Genomic DNA, 16,240 nt, shown 5'->3' with positions numbered 1-16,240 from the left:
GACCGCGACACGGGCCGAGGCACCGTCGAGTTCGGCCAGGCCTTCGGCAACGTCGAGGGCATCCAGGGCAGCCTTGGCACGGGCGATGGCGGCCGAATCGGACGCGGTCACGGCACGGGCTTCGAGGGCGGCGGCACCACCGGCGCTGTCCAGGCGGTCCATGTTGGCTTCGGTGGCATGGCCGGCGTTGGCGCCCTTGGCCGCTACTTCACCTTCTTCTTTGTCGAATTCGTCCCAGCTCAGCATGACGTGTCGTCTCCTGCGTGAGGGCCTGTCGCCCGTGTGAAAACACTGATGGTCGGTTTTTCACACGGCCCAACGGCCGCGTTGGATAGATGGAATCGTTTGTCGCCCTGGCTATGCAGGCAAAGCTACGCAGGCAAACAACGGAAAATTTGTACGGGGCCCTCAAGGGGCGGGTGGCGCAGGGAATGACGCCTGGTCCTGCAGTGATGCCAGCGTGAAAACGCTACCTTGCAAGGGAATGTTACGAACCCGTTTACCGGGACATTATAAGGGCTTTTTCGGGTCAATGGTGTGACGGATTCCGACCTTGTGCGTGCTTTTCAGGACATGGCTCGGATTTGCAGGGCTTTGGCGGCAAAGCGTTTTTTCGTCGGGAGGGGCATTTTTCGACGATCGGTTCAGCGGGGCGGTTTGGCGGGGAATACACCTTTGCCGCAAGAATCGTTTCCTGCGGCGGGTGGTCTTTTGATGTCGGCTATCAGCCGTTGGAACAACCGTTACCCATTACGCGATATTCCATGACGTGCCGGTCGCCCTTGGCGTCTTCATAAACCATGCGCGCTGGTACAACTTCGCAAACATCCGGAATTTCACTCATGGAGATAACTTTGTGAATGTCCGGATGTGATGAGTAAGTGTATTCCTCTACTGGCAAGTTCTGGCTGGCGGCATCGGTCGAGGCCTCGTCGGCCATGGCTGTGGCACACAGGCTGCTGAGGATTAAAGCGGCAAAAAGTTTCATAAGGTTCACCTGTTGACGGTCGTGTGGGGGCACGCGGCCCTTGTGAGGCCGCGAGTGAAGCTGTCGAAAGTTTGAATTCGAATTAACGGCCTTGGTGGGGGCTGTCACTTGGTTAATTCGTTGCCTTAGTTGGCGAAGTTGATTTTAAGAGCGTGTAAACCATTCATATAGAGGGACATTTGATAAAGACTATTGACAAAACCTGTAACAATCGTCGAAAAACGTCTCGCACACCCTGGATCCGAGTTATTTTCACCGGGCCAGAAAACGCCGCAGGCGGCGTGCTTGAGCCTTGCCGGCGGTTAATACGATGTTTTGTAGGGTTTTGTTACTACCATCGTCGAATGGCTCACCTGCGTCAGCCCGGCTACAACAGGGCCATAAAACAACAACTATCCACCGAGGTAAGAAAGATGAGTGCGGCTTCCCTGTACCCCGTTCGTCCTGAGGTCCTGGCGACTACGCTGACCGATGAGGCGACCTACAAGGCGATGTACCAGCAGTCGGTCGTCAACCCAGACGGCTTCTGGCGCGAACAAGCCAAGCGTCTCGACTGGATCAAGCCTTTCACCACGGTCAAGCAGACTTCCTTCGACGATCACCACGTCGATATCAAATGGTTCGCCGATGGCACCCTGAACGTTTCCTATAACTGCCTGGACCGCCATCTGGCCGAACGCGGCGATCAGGTCGCGATCATCTGGGAAGGCGACGACCCTGCCGACTCGCGCAACATCACCTATCGCGAACTGCACGAGCAGGTCTGCAAATTCGCCAACGCCTTGCGTGGCCAGGATGTCCATCGCGGCGATGTGGTGACCATCTATATGCCGATGATTCCCGAAGCCGTGGTCGCCATGCTGGCTTGTACCCGGATCGGCGCGATTCACTCGGTGGTCTTCGGCGGCTTCTCGCCGGAAGCCCTGGCCGGTCGGATCATCGACTGCCGCTCGAAAGTGGTGATCACCGCTGACGAAGGCGTTCGCGCCGGCAAGCGGATCCCGCTCAAGGCCAACGTCGACGACGCCCTGACCAACCCGGAAACCAGCAGCATCCAGAAAGTCATCGTGTGCAAGCGCACCGGCGGCGACATCAAGTGGAACCCGCATCGCGACATCTGGTTCGAAGACCTGATGAAAGTGGCGGGCAGCGTGTGCGCGCCAAAAGAGATGGGTGCTGAAGAAGCCCTGTTCATCCTTTATACCTCCGGCTCCACCGGCAAGCCCAAGGGCGTCCAGCACACCACCGGCGGTTACCTGTTGTATGCGGCCCTGACCCACGAACGCGTGTTTGATTACCGTCCGGGCGAAGTCTACTGGTGCACCGCCGACGTCGGCTGGGTCACCGGCCATACTTATATCGTCTACGGGCCGTTGGCCAATGGCGCGACCACCGTGCTGTTCGAAGGCGTGCCGAACTATCCGGATATCACCCGGGTGGCGAAGATCGTCGACAAGCACCAGGTCAATATTCTCTACACCGCACCGACGGCGATCCGCGCGATGATGGCCCAGGGCACGGCAGCCGTTGAAGGCGCCGATGGCAGCAGTCTGCGCCTGCTCGGTTCGGTAGGGGAGCCGATCAACCCGGAAGCCTGGGACTGGTACTACAAGAATGTCGGCAAGTCCCGTTGCCCGATCGTCGATACCTGGTGGCAGACCGAGACCGGCGGCAACATGATGAGCCCGCTGCCGGGGGCCCATGCCCTCAAGCCGGGGTCGGCGACCCGTCCGTTCTTCGGCGTGGTGCCTGCCCTGGTGGACAACCTGGGCAACATCATCGAAGGCGCGGCCGAAGGCAACCTGGTGATCCTCGATTCGTGGCCGGGCCAGGCGCGTACGTTGTACGGCGATCACGACCGTTTCGTCGACACCTACTTCAAGACCTTCCGCGGCATGTACTTCACCGGTGACGGCGCCCGTCGCGACGAGGACGGTTATTACTGGATCACCGGGCGTGTCGATGACGTGCTGAACGTTTCCGGGCACCGCATGGGCACCGCCGAGATCGAGAGTGCCATGGTCGCCCACCCGAAAGTCGCCGAGGCGGCGGTGGTCGGTGTGCCTCATGACATCAAGGGCCAGGGCATCTACGTGTATGTCACCCTCAACAGTGGCGAGGAGCCGAGCGAGGCATTGCGTCTGGAGTTGAAGAACTGGGTACGCAAGGAGATCGGGCCGATCGCCTCGCCGGATGTCATCCAGTGGGCGCCGGGGTTGCCGAAGACCCGCTCGGGGAAAATCATGCGCCGTATCCTGCGCAAGATCGCCACGGCGGAATACGACGGACTGGGTGACATCTCCACCCTGGCCGATCCGGGTGTGGTGCAGCACTTGATCGATACGCACAAGACCATGAACGTCGCCTGAGGCGCTTCAAGGTGATCGAGCCCCGTCCGGCGTGAGCCGGGCGGGGCTTTTTTACTTCCCGGCCGGGATTTTTCTTGTAGGAGCCGGCTTGCCGGCGATGGCGTCCTTGAGGTGGGTGCAGGGCTCGAGGGCCTCATCGCTGGCAAGCCAGCTCCTATACAGAGAGGAATAAGAGGGAGATAAATATCGGTTTTTGCCGTAGGGCGTTTCCGGTTGTTACCCTTGCACTGTCAAGTAACCAAATATGTCACCTGTCGCCCATCACCGGGGCAAAGGGAAACGCCCGCGCGCGTTTTTCGGGCGGCATGGCCTGCCGAAAAAACATCGTTGCACGCTGTACTTGCCGGAATAGAAGGCTTTGCGAATAATAGGCCCGCAATTTGCAATGTAGATCGGTTGCCTGTCTTTTGCTCTTGCATAAAATTCAAGGGCTGTCAATGTGCCGAGTCGGCATTCTCGATGCTTCTGTAATTAGTTGTCGCATTGAAGAAATATCGACTTCCGGCCTGTCGTTAGAATGCCGATCACTCGCTCGTCGTTGCCGGGGCTGGACTCGAACCAGCTCCTTGCAGGACGCGGCACCGCTATCCCGTTTAACCCATCCGCATATTGGGCTCACGCTCACTCTGCCGTTTTTGCCCTTTACCGATGGAGTCCTAAGATGAAGAAACTCGTGCTTCTTGGCGCCCTGGCACTGTCCGTGCTGTCGCTGCCGACATTCGCCGATGAAAAGCCTCTGAAAATTGGTATCGAAGCGGCTTACCCTCCGTTCGCCTCCAAGGCGCCGGATGGCAGCATCGTCGGTTTCGACTACGACATCGGCAACGCCCTGTGCGAAGAAATGAAGGTCAAGTGTGTCTGGGTCGAGCAGGAATTCGACGGCCTGATCCCGGCACTCAAGGTACGCAAGATCGACGCGATCCTGTCGTCCATGTCGATCACTGAAGATCGCAAGAAGTCGGTCGACTTCACCAACAAGTACTACAACACTCCGGCTCGCCTGGTGATGAAGGCCGGTACTGTTGTCAGCGATAACCTGTCCGAACTCAAAGGCAAGAAGATCGGCGTGCAGCGTGGTTCGATCCACAACCGTTTCGCCGAGGAAGTCCTCAAGCCGCTGGGCGCCGAGATCATGCCTTACGGTTCGCAGAACGAGATCTACCTGGACGTGGCCGCCGGTCGTCTCGACGGCACCGTGGCTGACGCCACCCTGTTGCAGGACGGTTTCCTGAAAACCGACACCGGCAAGGGTTACGCGTTCGTCGGCCCGCAATTCACCGACGAGAAGTATTTCGGTGACGGCATCGGCATCGCCGTACGCAAGGGTGACAAGGCCGACCTGGACAAGATCAACGCCGCTATCGCCGCGATCCGTGCCAACGGAAAGTACAAGCAAATCCAGGACAAGTACTTCGACTTCGATATTTACGGCAAGTAAGTCATCGCAGCAGTTCGTCCGAAATGGCGCAAGCAACAGGCTCCCTGAGGTTTGCGCCATTTTTTCATCCCTGTTTTCGAGGACCTGAATCATGTTGAAAGGCTACGGGGCGGTTATCCTCGATGGCGCCTGGCTGACGCTTCAGCTCGCCTTGTCGTCCATGGTCCTGGCCATTGTCCTGGGGCTGATCGGGGTGGCGTTGCGCCTGTCGCCGGTGCGCTGGCTGGCCTGGCTCGGCGACCTGTATTCCACGGTGATCCGCGGGATTCCCGACCTGGTGCTGATCCTGCTGATTTTCTACGGTGGTCAGGACCTGCTCAATCGCGTCGCACCGTTGCTCGGTTATGACGACTACATCGATCTCAATCCCCTGGCAGCCGGTATCGGTACCCTGGGCTTTATTTTCGGGGCCTACCTGTCGGAAACCTTCCGCGGGGCCTTCATGGCTATCCCCAAGGGCCAGGCCGAGGCGGGCATGGCCTACGGCATGAGCAGCCTGCAAGTGTTTTTCCGGGTGTTGGTGCCACAGATGATTCGCCTGGCGATTCCCGGCTTCACCAACAACTGGCTGGTATTGACCAAGGCCACCGCGCTGATTTCCGTGGTCGGCCTGCAAGACATGATGTTCAAGGCCAAGCAGGCGGCCGATGCCACCCGCGAGCCTTTCACCTTCTTCCTTGCAGTGGCGGCGATGTACCTGGTGATCACCAGCGTCTCGTTGCTGGCATTGCGTCACCTCGAGAAGCGCTACTCGGTAGGCGTAAGGGCGGCTGATCTATGATCTTCGACTACAACGTCATCTGGGAGGCCATGCCGCTGTACCTCGGTGGCCTGCTGACTACCCTGAAACTGCTGGCCTTGTCGTTGCTCTTCGGCCTGCTGGCAGCCTTGCCGCTGGGCTTGATGCGGGTGTCCAAGCAGCCGGTGGTGAACATGAGCGCCTGGCTCTACACCTACGTGATCCGTGGCACGCCGATGCTGGTGCAGCTGTTCCTGATCTACTACGGCCTGGCCCAGTTCGAAGCGGTACGCGAGAGTTTCCTCTGGCCCTGGCTGTCGAGCGCGACCTTCTGTGCGTGCCTGGCTTTTGCCATCAACACCAGTGCCTATACCGCCGAGATCATCGCCGGCAGCTTGCGGGCCACGCCTAACGGCGAGATCGAGGCGGCCAAGGCCATGGGCATGTCGCGCTACAAGATGTATCGGCGCATCCTGCTGCCATCGGCTCTGCGTCGGGCGCTGCCACAGTACAGCAACGAAGTGATCATGATGCTGCAGACCACCAGCCTGGCCTCCATCGTCACCCTGATCGATATCACCGGCGCCGCGCGTACCGTCAACGCCCAGTATTACCTGCCGTTCGAAGCCTACATCACCGCCGGTGTGTTCTATCTGTGCCTGACCTTTATCCTGGTGCGCCTGTTCAAGCTGGCCGAGCGCCGTTGGCTGGGCTACCTGGCTCCACGGAAGCACTGAGTATGCATCGTATCGATCATTGCCTGCCCTGGGGCAGCCTGGGCACCGAGCGCAAGCTTTCGGTATTCCGCTTCGGCAGCGGCGAGCGCAAGGCCTATATCCAGGCCAGCCTGCACGCCGACGAACTGCCGGGCATGCGTACCGCCTGGGAGCTGAAGAAGCGCCTGCTCGAACTGGAAGCCCGCGGTGCCCTGAAGGGGGTTATCGAACTGGTGCCGGTGGCCAATCCGGTTGGCCTGGGGCAGTTGCTGCAAGGCAATCACCAGGGACGTTTCGAATACGCCAGCGGCAAGAATTTCAACCGTGACTTCGTCGAGCTGGCCGAGCCGGTAGCGGCATTGGTGGGCGACAGGCTGGGAGACGATCCCCATGCCAACGTCCAGCTGATCCGCCAGGCCATGCGTGATGTGCTGGCGGCGTTGCCACCCGCGAGCAGCCCGTTGCAGGGTATGCAGCGGGTCTTGCTCAGCCATGCCTGCGACGCCGATGTGGTGCTGGATCTGCACTGCGATTGCGAGGCGGCACTGCATATGTATGCCTTGCCGCAACACTGGCCGCAATGGCGTTCGCTGGCGGCGCATCTGAATGTGAAAGTGGCGCTGCTGGCGGAAGAGTCGGGCGGCACCTCTTTCGATGAGGCTTGCTCGCTGCCCTGGCTGCAGTTGTCGCGGCAGTTCCCGCAGGCGTCGATTCCCCTGGCGGGCATGTCCACCACCATCGAGCTGGGCGGCCAGGCCGATACCGGTCGCCCCGAGGCCGAGGCGCATGCCGAGGGCATCCTCGCTTTCCTCGCCGAGCAGGGCCTGATCGACGGCGAATGGCCGGCGCCACAGCATGAAGCCTGTGAAGCCATGCCCTTCGAAGGCACCGAGTTGCTCTACGCGCCCCATGCCGGCGTGGTCAGCTACCTGTGTCCGGTGGGCCGTTGGGTCGAGCCCGGCGAGCCGCTGTTTGAAGTGATCGATCCTTTATCCGACCGGGTCAGCACTGTGTGTGCCGGCACAGCCGGTGTGTTGTATGCCGTAGAACGGCTGCGTTACGCCCAACCCGCAATCTGGCTGGCCAAGGTGGCGGGGCGCGAGCCTCTTCGCCACGGGCGCCTGCTCAGCGACTGACCTGACTGTTTTTGTGAGAACCGACCGCATGTACAAGCTTGAAGTCCAAGACCTGCATAAACGCTATGGCAGTCACGAAGTGCTCAAGGGTGTGTCCCTGGCCGCCCAGGCCGGTGATGTGATCAGCATCATCGGCTCCAGTGGCTCCGGCAAAAGTACCTTCCTGCGCTGCATCAACCTGCTGGAGCAGCCGCACGCCGGGCGTATCCTGCTCAACAACGAAGAGCTGAAGCTGGTGGCGAACAAGGACGGCGCGATGAAGGCCGCCGACCCGAAACAGTTGCAGCGCATGCGCTCGCGACTGTCGATGGTGTTCCAGCACTTCAACCTGTGGTCGCACATGACCGCGCTGGAAAACATCATCGAAGCCCCTGTGCACGTCCTGGGCGTCTCGAAGAAAGAAGCGCTGGAAAAGGCCGAGCACTACCTGAACAAGGTTGGCGTGGCTCATCGCAAGGATGCCTATCCGGGGCATATGTCCGGTGGCGAGCAGCAGCGCGTGGCGATTGCCCGGGCCCTGGCGATGGAGCCGGAGGTCATGCTGTTCGACGAGCCGACCTCGGCCCTCGACCCGGAGCTGGTCGGCGATGTGTTGAAGGTGATGCAGGCCCTGGCCCAGGAAGGTCGGACCATGGTCGTGGTGACCCATGAAATGGGTTTCGCCCGCGAAGTCTCCAACCAGTTGGTGTTCCTGCACAAGGGCGTGGTGGAGGAGCGTGGCAATCCGCGCGAAGTGCTGGTCAACCCGCAGTCCGAGCGTCTGCAGCAATTCCTGTCGGGCAGCCTGAAATAGTCGTCGCTTTTTATGCTGCCGTTGCGCACCAAAATAGGTCATGCTGCGCGCCGTGCGCGGTGTGGTCTACTTTGAGTTGGCTGCCCTCGGCTTTTCACTCTGTTCTGTTTTCGGATTGCACGCCATGACTGCCCATCGAATTGGTTTCCTGATTTGGCCCAGCACTAAAGCCTTGACGCTGGCGCTGGCCGAGGAGGCCTTGCGCGTCGCTCAGCGGGTGCATCCGGAGGTAGTCTACGAGTTGTCGTTCCTGCAGGCCGAGGCCCCCGCTGAGGCTGCACTGCCAGGCGCCTGGCAACTGCCGGGTGAACCCTGGGCGGGCAGGCTCGAAGGTTGTCAGAAACTGTTCCTGCTGGCCGATGAGCCGCCCACGGTGCTGGCGCCGGCACTGAGTAGCGCCCTCAAGCAACTGGTGCGCGCCGGTTGCGTGATCGGTGGTTTGTCCGCCGGTGTCTATCCGTTGGCTCAACTGGGTTTGCTCGATGGTTATCGCGCTGCCGTGCACTGGCGCTGGCAGGATGATTTCGCCGAGCGTTTTCCCAAGGTGATCGCCACCAGTCATCTGTTCGACTGGGACCGCGATCGCCTGACGGCCTGTGGCGGGATGTCGGTACTGGACCTGTTGCTGGCGGTGCTGGCCCGTGACCATGGTGCCGAACTGGCTGGCGCGGTATCCGAAGAACTGGTGGTCGAGCGCATTCGCGAAGGTGGTGAACGCCAGCGCATTCCATTGCAGAATCGCCTGGGCTCCAGCCATCCGAAGCTCACCCAGGCGGTGTTGCTGATGGAGGCCAATATCGAAGAGCCGCTGACCACCGACGAAATCGCCCAGCATGTCTGTGTCTCCCGGCGACAGCTGGAGCGGATCTTCAAGCAATACCTCAACCGCGTTCCGAGCCAGTACTACCTGGAACTGCGCCTGAACAAGGCCCGGCAGATGCTGATGCAGACCAGCAAGTCGATCATTCAGATCGGTCTGTCCTGCGGCTTCTCCTCGGGGCCGCATTTCTCCAGTGCCTACCGCAACTTCTTCGGCGCCACGCCGCGGGAAGATCGCAACCAGCGGCGCAGCAGCAGCCCGTTCGAACTGTCCTCGGTACCTTCCGAGCGCGGTTGAGCGCCCCTTGCGACTAGAGCATCGTCGGTCTTTCCCGGTACAGGTTATCCCGTGGGCGCGTGCCCGGGCCTGAATACGCCAGGCTCAGGTTGACGTTGACCTGATACTGGGCGATCGCCCGTGGCAGGAAGCTGGCGGCGTAATCCGGCTGGGGCTGGATGGCGATGGTTCGCGAGGCCGGGCGCAGGGTCGTCGGCGTGACGAAACGATAGCCACGTCCCGCTACCGTAACGATATGCGGGGCCTGTTCATCTTCCTCCAGGACCAGGCGCAACGCGCGGATCTGGGTGCGCAGGTTGCACTCCTCGACAATCGCCTTGGGCCAGACCAGGGCAATCAATTGTTTCTTTTCCAGTAGCTCGCCGGCGCGCGACGCCAGGCAGATCAATAGTTGCATGGCCCGGCTACCGAGGGTGATGCGTTGGCCGTTCCTGAACAGGGCCTGTTGCCAGGGCACCAGCTTGAAGGGGCCGAAATGGATTTCATGCTCCAGGCTGCCTGTCGTGTACACGGCACCCGGTGCCGGGATGTTAACGATATCGCTGGAATTCATGGTGTTACCTTTTTACGTGAGCAATGGGGACGGGGGAAGCGGCCGCCACGGGTGGACGACCGCTCGGACTTTCGGGGTATCAGGTATTGATCGCCGGGATCGGATCCTCCGGATAGTCGCCGGGCTGTTCCGGTCCGCCGGTCAGGCCGTACTGCTTGAGGATCGGCACCAGTTCGCCGTAGAACTTGTCCTGCTCCTTGCCCCGGGCGTCGGCCAGGGCGAAGGGGATAAAGGCGCTGCCGATACCGCCGAGGATCGCGCCGGCGAGGCCGAGCACACCGCTGATGGAGCCGGCGACGGCGGCGATGTCGCTCAGGCCGAACAGCCCGGCACCGCCTTCGATCAGGCTGGCGGTCGCGGCGCCGGTACCGAGGATGCCACCGGCCAGGCCGAAGGCGCCGCTGACGGGTTCGCCGTGGGTGATGCCCTGGATGCCGCCCATGATGCCCAGCACGCCACCGATAAAGCTGCCGGCTCCGCCGACCAGCTTGCCGACGTTGCCCAGCTTGGCGATGGCGTCGGCGCTAAGCGGACCCTTGCCGGTCAGTTCGCGGGTCGGGAAGGCGCCAATGCCTTCGCCGACGTTCTTGTCGATGACCCAACTGGTGCCAAAGCCGAATTCCTTGGCGTACTTGGTGCCGCCTTCCATCAACAGGCCGGCGAACTGCAGGCCCGCCGAAACGCGACTGGCATCGGCGATCGGCGTGTTGCTGCCGGTGGCGGAGCGGGCGATCAGTACGCCGCCGGCGAGGATGGCGCTACCGATATGCAGCAGGCCCTGCTTGTAGGCGTCGGTGACATTGCCCAGCTTCAAGCCGTCGATGGCCTTGGGCAGGGCGTCGATGATCTTGTCGTTCTGGCGGCCGCTGTCCCATACCGAGCGCAGCATGCCCACCACCTGCGCCGGGTCGATCTTGCTGCCGTCGGACGCGGTGAACAGTTGCGGGTCGGCCTCGGCGGCGGCGTTGAGGGCGGCGGTAACCTTGGCTTCATCGAAGTTGCCGCTGGCATCGCCGAGGGTGATGTTGAGGCTGTTGCTGTCGGCGCTGTTGACCAGGGCATCGGACAACGCTTCGTTGAAGTTGACCTGCAGGGTCGCGGCGTCGCCCGAGGTGGCGTTGGGTCCGAGGAAGGCCTGGAAGGCCGAGGCGCTGGCGGCGAAGCTGCTGGCCGCCGCCACCGGGTCCATGCCGCTGGCGACCATGTCCTTGAACGCCTGGCCCGAGACGAAGTCGTTCTTGTAGGTGTTGTAGAGGTTGTCCATCTGCCCGGATTTTTCGGCGATGGCATGCAGGTCGACGTCGCCGTTGCCGCCCAGGGCGAGGTTGGCGATGGTGATGTCGTTGGCCGCGTTCTGTAGCGCGACACCGGGCGGCAGTGGCTTGCCGTCCGGCCCCTTGGCATTGAGGTCGGTGTTGAGGACGTTGCCGGTGTCCAGTTGGTTGGCCTTGTAGGACTGCAGGGCGATCTTCAGTTCCGGGTCGCTGTTGACGATGTCCTGCAGCGCCGGGCCGCGGTTGTTCTGCAGGAAGCCCTGGACGTCCTTGTCGGCCATCAGGGTGCGGATGGCGTCCTGCACCTGGCCCTTGATCTTGTCCTCGTTGGGGTTGAGGCCTTTGTTGGGCGAGGTGTATTTGTCGAGCAGGCCGGTGTCGTTGTCCTTGTAGTCGCTGAGGGCCAGGCGGGTCTGGGTGTCGGTCAACTGGACGAGCACCGCGGCCTTGGTCTTGCCGTCGTAGTTTTCCGGGTGTTGCAGTACATCGGCGGTCAGCTTGGAGGTGTCGACATCGGCCACCTCGTCGCGCACGGCGGCACCGTCGAGGAAGGTCAGGGTATCGGAGTCGGTCTTGGGTGCCTGTTTTTCCAGCCAGGCGCCGATGTTGTCGCGCACGATGATCTTGTCTTCGTGGTACAGCACCGGGTCGTCACCGCCCAGGTCCAGCGAGCGCATCATGCCGGGGCGTGACCAGAGGTCGGCGGCGCCGGTCAGCTCCGAACTCAGGCCCGGATCACTGGCCAGGCCGGTAAGGTTGTCGATGTGGATCTCGCCCTTGTTCTCGCGCTGGTCGCTGCTGCCGGTGGTCATGTTCGGGCCGGCGCTGGCGACCAGGGAGTTGTTGGCCATGAGGATCGCGGCGGACTTGGCGTTGGCCTTGGCCAGGTCGCCAGGGTTGTTGCCGAGGAACTTCGAGTAGGAGCTCGACGCGGCGGAAAGATCGCCCTTGGCGTTGGCGATAAAGTGATCGACATCGGCATGGGTGATCACTGCATCGGCCTTGCCCCGGCCACCGGTATCCAGCGCGGCCATCAGCGACGGGCTGCTGGCGACATACTTGAGTGCGGCCTGGGCTTCCGGTGGCAAGGTGCTCGGCGGATTGGCGAAATCGATCGGGGTATCGTGCAGGCCCCAGGCGTTCCAGTTGGCCGAGATCATCTCGGCGGCAGCGACCGGGCGATTCAGGTCGAGTTCTTCCTGGGTCGGCTGGGTACCGGTGTTGCCGGTGATCTTGTCCCAGTCCTTGGCGCCGGCAGCGTAACTGGACTTGTCGATCCAGTTGTTGTCGCTGGCACCGGGGGCGCCGGTGACACCCTTGTATTCGTTGGCGGCCTGGCTGTAGAGCTCCGGGGTCATGTCCTTGGAGACGATGATTTTTTGCCCTGAGTCGGTTTCGTAGCGGATCAGGCCGGGGCCGACTTCTTCAGGTGCGCCCACCAGGTGCATGGCGTCGAAGGTTTCGTTGGGCGCGGCAAGGCGATAGCCCTCGGCCTCGCTCTGGTTGATCGCGATCAGCTTGTCATGGTCCTGGCTGACCTGGTCGAACAGCGTCGGGTTGTCCTTCTGGCTGACCACGACCTTTTCACCGCTGAAGGTCTCGTAGCGAATCAGCCCCGGCCCGACCTCGCCGGCGGCGCCGATGGCCTTGTAGTTAGCCAGGCCCGGGGCGACGGTGCTGCTGTCGGCCAGTACGTAGCCATCCTTTTGGCTCTGGGCGATGCCGGCTTCGTGGGCATCGCTTGTCTGGTTGAGCTGGTACTGGTTCAGCACCTGCTTGTACAGGGTCGGGTCATCCTTTTCCTTGACCGTCACCGGCTTGTCGCTGCCCAGCGGTGTGTAGGTGATGCTGCCATCCTTGGGCGGCTGGACATTCTGGAACGGTACGGGAAGGTTATTGCCGCGGATCTTGGACGGATCGAAGACCGGCTGGTTGCCGGCCTGGAACAGCGCCACCTCGAATTTGTTCCGGGCGGCATCGACCTTGCGGTCGGCGGGGTCGGTAGCGGTGCGTATCGGGGTCATGCAGAACCTCCCTGAGGGTCGTTTTCCAGGCACACGGCCTTGCTCCGGCCTGGCCGCGGGCGGCGCTGGCTGAAAGGAAGCGAGTGTGTGGTCGGGGTTACCGGGTCGCTGTGGGCGACCCGCCGCTTGAGCGGGGGCCTGCTCATGAAGCCCGAGACGTGTGTACATTTTGTTACATATTTTTCGAGCCAATTGCAGGCCAAAAGCCATGTAAACAGGCGGTTCAGGCGTCTGCCGGCAGGTTTCGGTGAGTCGGTCGAGTGGCTGGCGCAATACTGGCAACCTTGGCTCGAAAGGCCATTTATCGTGGCCTGCGAGGGGAAGGATATCTACCCGGTTGTCTACCGGGTACAGAGCAGGAACGTGGCGCCGTGATGAGCGATCCCCCTGTTCAGCCCCGGCGGGCTGTCCACTCGAATTCACAACATTTCACAGGAATTCACGCAGCGAAGCTCGTCAGTCGAAAATCTCATCTCGTCGACCCTGCATCAAAAGCCTCCCACCGTTTAAACTGCGCCTTTGCGATGCTATTTGTCGCATTGCCGACAACCCCGGCAAAACCCGGTTTGGCGCTATAAGAAGTTGTCGCTTGGCGACAAGGCCGGACTGAAATCTGTCCTTACAATCCCCCCATCGCTCGCCAGTTTCAGGCAGGCGTTCCTCTTCAGGAGACTCCGATGTCCGTTGAGCAAGCCCCGGTGCAACGCGCCGATTTCGACCAGGTAATGGTTCCCAACTACGCACCTGCGGCTTTTATCCCCGTTCGTGGCGCGGGTTCCCGAGTCTGGGACCAGGCGGGCCGGGAGCTGGTCGATTTCGCCGGCGGGATCGCGGTCAACGTCCTGGGCCACGCGCACCCGGCTCTGGTCGGCGCCCTGACCGAGCAGGCCAACAACCTGTGGCACGTATCCAACGTCTTCACCAACGAGCCGGCGCTGCGCCTGGCCAAGAAGCTGGTGGACGCGACCTTTGCCGAGCGCGTGTTCTTCTGCAACTCCGGCGCCGAAGCCAACGAAGCCGCGTTCAAGCTGGCCCGTCGTGTGGCATTCGACCGTTTCGGCGCGGAAAAATACGAAATCATCGCCGCGCTCAACAGCTTCCACGGCCGTACCCTGTTTACCGTGAACGTCGGCGGCCAGTCGAAGTACTCCGATGGCTTCGGTCCGAAAATCACTGGCATCACCCATGTGCCGTTCAATGACCTGGACGCGCTGAAAGCGGCGATCTCGGACAAGACCTGTGCCGTGGTGCTGGAACCGGTCCAGGGCGAAGGCGGCGTGCTGCCGGCCGAACTGGCTTACTTGCAGGGCGCCCGCGAGCTGTGCGACCAGCACGATGCGCTGCTGGTATTCGACGAAGTACAAACCGGCATGGGCCGCAGCGGCAAGCTGTTCGCCTATATGCACTACGGCGTGACCCCGGACATCCTCACCAGCGCCAAGAGCCTGGGCGGCGGTTTCCCGATTGCCGCGATGCTCACCAGCGAAGCGCTGGCCAAGCATCTGGTGGTCGGCACCCACGGCACCACCTACGGCGGCAACCCGCTGGCGTGCGCGGTGGGCAACGCGGTGATCGACGTGATCAACACCCCTGAAGTGCTCAATGGCGTCAATGCCAAGCACGATGCCTTCAAGACCCGCCTGGAGCAGATCGGCGCCAAGTACGGCCTGTTCACCCAGGTCCGTGGCATGGGCCTGTTGCTCGGCTGCGTGCTGGCCGATGCCTGGAAGGGCAAGGCGAAGGACGTGTTCAACGCGGCCGAGAAAGAAAACCTGATGATCCTGCAAGCCGGTCCCGATGTGATTCGTTTCGCCCCGAGCCTGGTGGTCGAAGATGCGGACATCAAGGAAGGCCTGGATCGTTTCGAGCGCGCCGTGGCCAGGCTGACTCAAGTTTGATTGAGGCGGGCTTGATCGAGCTGGTTTGATCGAAAAGCAGCACCGCCGTCGTCGACCCCCTGGGGTCGGCGACCGGCAGATTTTTCCTGTGCCGGGCCTGCCCGGCATTTTTTTCCCTGTGTCGGCCGATTCAGCCGATCTGTTTTTCAGTAAGGAGTGACACCATGCTGGTGATGCGCCCCGCGCAAATGGCTGACCTGGACGAGGTACGGCGTCTGGCCGCCGACAGCCCTATCGGTGTCACCTCCCTGCCGGATGACGAAGGCCGCCTGCGCGACAAGATCGCCGCGAGCGAAGCCTCGTTTGCCGCCGAAGTCAGCTTCAACGGTGAAGAAAGCTATTTCTTCGTGCTCGAAGATACCGATACCGGCAAGCTGGTGGGCTGCTCGGCAATCGTCGCCTCGGCCGGTTACTCGGAGCCGTTCTACAGTTTCCGCAACGAGACCTTTGTCCATGCGTCGCGCGAGCTGAAGATCCACAACAAGATCCATGTGCTTTCGCAGTGCCACGACCTGACCGGCAACAGCTTGCTGACCAGCTTCTACGTGGTGCCGGAGCTGGTGGGTTCGGCCTGGTCGGAACTCAACTCCCGCGGTCGCCTGTTGTTCGTCGCCAGCCACCCGGAGCGCTTCGCCGATTCGGTGGTGACCGAGATTGTCGGCTATAGCGACGAGCAGGGCGACTCGCCGTTCTGGGACGCCATCGGCCGCAATTTCTTCGACCTGAACTACGCCGAGGCAGAGCGCCTGTGCGGCCTGAAGAGCCGGACCTTCCTCGCCGAACTGATGCCGCATTACCCGATCTACGTGCCGCTGCTGCCGGATGCCGCCCAGGAAGCCATGGGCCAGGTGCACCCGCGTGCGCAGATCACGTTCGACATCCTCATGCGCGAGGGTTTCGAGACCGATCACTACATCGATATTTTCGACGGCGGTCCGACCCTGCATGCGCGGGTCACCGGAATCCGTTCGATTGCCCAGAGCCGCGTGGTGCCGGTGAAGATAGGCGAGACCAAGGGTGGCGGCCGCCAGTACCTGGTGTCCAACGCACTGCTGCAGGATTATCGCGCGGTACTGCTGGAGCTCGATTACGCGCCGGGCAAACCGGTCACCCTGGACCTGCAAGCGGCCGAGGCCCTGGGCGTCGGCGAAGGTGCCAGCGTGCGCCTGGTGGCGGTTTGAGGCCGGTATCGAAA

12 protein-coding genes and 1 pseudogene are annotated in these 16,240 nt (G+C 61.8%); 9 read left to right on the top strand and 4 right to left on the bottom strand.

Annotated elements, in window-relative coordinates; all coding sequences use genetic code 11:
- Together HX851_RS33135 and HX851_RS33130 are read right to left on the bottom strand one after the other, a co-directional pair.
- Positions 1 to 246 (bottom strand): annotated as a pseudogene (locus HX851_RS33135) (ribonucleotide-diphosphate reductase subunit beta); the annotation flags it as partial.
- Positions 247 to 724: 478 nt separating this feature from the next.
- Entirely contained in the window at positions 725 to 988 is a 264-nt protein-coding gene (locus HX851_RS33130) for a DUF2790 domain-containing protein (RefSeq protein ID WP_177055296.1), read from the bottom strand.
- A gap of 413 nt (positions 989 to 1,401) precedes the next feature.
- On the opposite strand from HX851_RS33130, the gene acs reads away from it, so the two are divergent.
- The 7 genes from acs (at position 1,402) to argR (ending at position 9,296) form a co-directional block, all read left to right on the top strand.
- The gene (gene acs / locus HX851_RS33125) at positions 1,402 to 3,357 is read left to right on the top strand and encodes an acetate--CoA ligase (RefSeq protein WP_177055298.1); all 1,956 of its coding nucleotides are present in this window, start codon (positions 1,402 to 1,404) and stop codon (positions 3,355 to 3,357) included.
- A 661-nt stretch (positions 3,358 to 4,018) separates the two neighbouring features.
- The gene (locus HX851_RS33120) at positions 4,019 to 4,795 is read left to right on the top strand and encodes an ABC transporter substrate-binding protein (RefSeq protein ID WP_177055300.1); all 777 of its coding nucleotides are present in this window, start codon (positions 4,019 to 4,021) and stop codon (positions 4,793 to 4,795) included.
- Between the two features lie 91 nt (positions 4,796 to 4,886).
- Complete coding sequence (locus HX851_RS33115; protein WP_177066518.1) at positions 4,887 to 5,576, top strand: ABC transporter permease; 690 nt, start codon at positions 4,887 to 4,889, stop codon at positions 5,574 to 5,576.
- On the top strand, positions 5,573 to 6,271 hold the full coding sequence (locus HX851_RS33110; RefSeq protein WP_177055304.1) for an ABC transporter permease: 699 nt from the start codon (positions 5,573 to 5,575) through the stop codon (positions 6,269 to 6,271). Before HX851_RS33115 ends, HX851_RS33110 begins: the two co-directional genes overlap by 4 nt.
- Before the next feature lie 2 nt (positions 6,272 to 6,273).
- Positions 6,274 to 7,386, top strand: coding sequence for a succinylglutamate desuccinylase/aspartoacylase family protein (locus HX851_RS33105; RefSeq protein WP_177066517.1), 1,113 nt, complete (start codon positions 6,274 to 6,276; stop codon positions 7,384 to 7,386).
- A 28-nt stretch (positions 7,387 to 7,414) separates the two neighbouring features.
- Positions 7,415 to 8,179 (top strand): ABC transporter ATP-binding protein, encoded by a 765-nt coding sequence (locus HX851_RS33100; protein ID WP_103032974.1) that lies wholly within the window; start codon positions 7,415 to 7,417, stop codon positions 8,177 to 8,179.
- Between the two features lie 124 nt (positions 8,180 to 8,303).
- Entirely contained in the window at positions 8,304 to 9,296 is a 993-nt protein-coding gene (gene argR, locus HX851_RS33095; protein WP_177055308.1) for a transcriptional regulator ArgR, read from the top strand.
- 13 nt (positions 9,297 to 9,309) lie between these two features.
- Here the strand turns inward: argR and HX851_RS33090 are convergent, their stop codons facing one another.
- Both HX851_RS33090 and HX851_RS33085 read right to left on the bottom strand, forming a co-directional pair.
- Positions 9,310 to 9,849, bottom strand: a complete 540-nt coding sequence (locus HX851_RS33090; protein WP_177055310.1) for a winged helix-turn-helix domain-containing protein — start codon at positions 9,847 to 9,849, stop codon at positions 9,310 to 9,312.
- A gap of 79 nt (positions 9,850 to 9,928) precedes the next feature.
- Positions 9,929 to 13,147: a type III effector HrpK domain-containing protein gene (locus tag HX851_RS33085; protein ID WP_177055312.1), complete on the bottom strand. Its 3,219-nt coding sequence runs from the start codon at positions 13,145 to 13,147 to the stop codon at positions 9,929 to 9,931.
- Between the two features lie 677 nt (positions 13,148 to 13,824).
- On the opposite strand from HX851_RS33085, the gene HX851_RS33080 reads away from it, so the two are divergent.
- Both HX851_RS33080 and aruF read left to right on the top strand, forming a co-directional pair.
- Entirely contained in the window at positions 13,825 to 15,045 is a 1,221-nt protein-coding gene (locus HX851_RS33080) for an aspartate aminotransferase family protein (RefSeq protein ID WP_177055314.1), read from the top strand.
- Between the two features lie 164 nt (positions 15,046 to 15,209).
- Positions 15,210 to 16,226 (top strand): arginine/ornithine succinyltransferase subunit alpha, encoded by a 1,017-nt coding sequence (gene aruF, locus HX851_RS33075; protein ID WP_177055316.1) that lies wholly within the window; start codon positions 15,210 to 15,212, stop codon positions 16,224 to 16,226.
- Positions 16,227 to 16,240: the final 14 nt, after the last annotated feature.

Origin of the sequence: Pseudomonas gingeri, assembly GCF_013385635.1 — a bacterium.
In the GTDB taxonomy this organism is placed as follows: Bacteria; Pseudomonadota; Gammaproteobacteria; order Pseudomonadales; family Pseudomonadaceae; genus Aquipseudomonas; species Aquipseudomonas gingeri_A.
Note: the sequence above shows the minus strand (reverse complement) of the source record. Positions and strands in the feature narration are given on the sequence as shown.

What these genes read in the sequence shown, in the direction of transcription:
- HX851_RS33130 (WP_177055296.1), bottom strand. Translation starts at nt 988, where the DNA reads ATGAAACTTTTTGCCGCTTTAATCCTCAGCAGCCTGTGTGCCACAGCC.
- acs (WP_177055298.1), top strand. Translation starts at nt 1,402, where the DNA reads ATGAGTGCGGCTTCCCTGTACCCCGTTCGTCCTGAGGTCCTGGCGACT.
- HX851_RS33120 (WP_177055300.1), top strand. Translation starts at nt 4,019, where the DNA reads ATGAAGAAACTCGTGCTTCTTGGCGCCCTGGCACTGTCCGTGCTGTCG.
- HX851_RS33115 (WP_177066518.1), top strand. Translation starts at nt 4,887, where the DNA reads ATGTTGAAAGGCTACGGGGCGGTTATCCTCGATGGCGCCTGGCTGACG.
- HX851_RS33110 (WP_177055304.1), top strand. Translation starts at nt 5,573, where the DNA reads ATGATCTTCGACTACAACGTCATCTGGGAGGCCATGCCGCTGTACCTC.
- HX851_RS33105 (WP_177066517.1), top strand. Translation starts at nt 6,274, where the DNA reads ATGCATCGTATCGATCATTGCCTGCCCTGGGGCAGCCTGGGCACCGAG.
- HX851_RS33100 (WP_103032974.1), top strand. Translation starts at nt 7,415, where the DNA reads ATGTACAAGCTTGAAGTCCAAGACCTGCATAAACGCTATGGCAGTCAC.
- argR (WP_177055308.1), top strand. Translation starts at nt 8,304, where the DNA reads ATGACTGCCCATCGAATTGGTTTCCTGATTTGGCCCAGCACTAAAGCC.
- HX851_RS33090 (WP_177055310.1), bottom strand. Translation starts at nt 9,849, where the DNA reads ATGAATTCCAGCGATATCGTTAACATCCCGGCACCGGGTGCCGTGTAC.
- HX851_RS33085 (WP_177055312.1), bottom strand. Translation starts at nt 13,147, where the DNA reads ATGACCCCGATACGCACCGCTACCGACCCCGCCGACCGCAAGGTCGAT.
- HX851_RS33080 (WP_177055314.1), top strand. Translation starts at nt 13,825, where the DNA reads ATGTCCGTTGAGCAAGCCCCGGTGCAACGCGCCGATTTCGACCAGGTA.
- aruF (WP_177055316.1), top strand. Translation starts at nt 15,210, where the DNA reads ATGCTGGTGATGCGCCCCGCGCAAATGGCTGACCTGGACGAGGTACGG.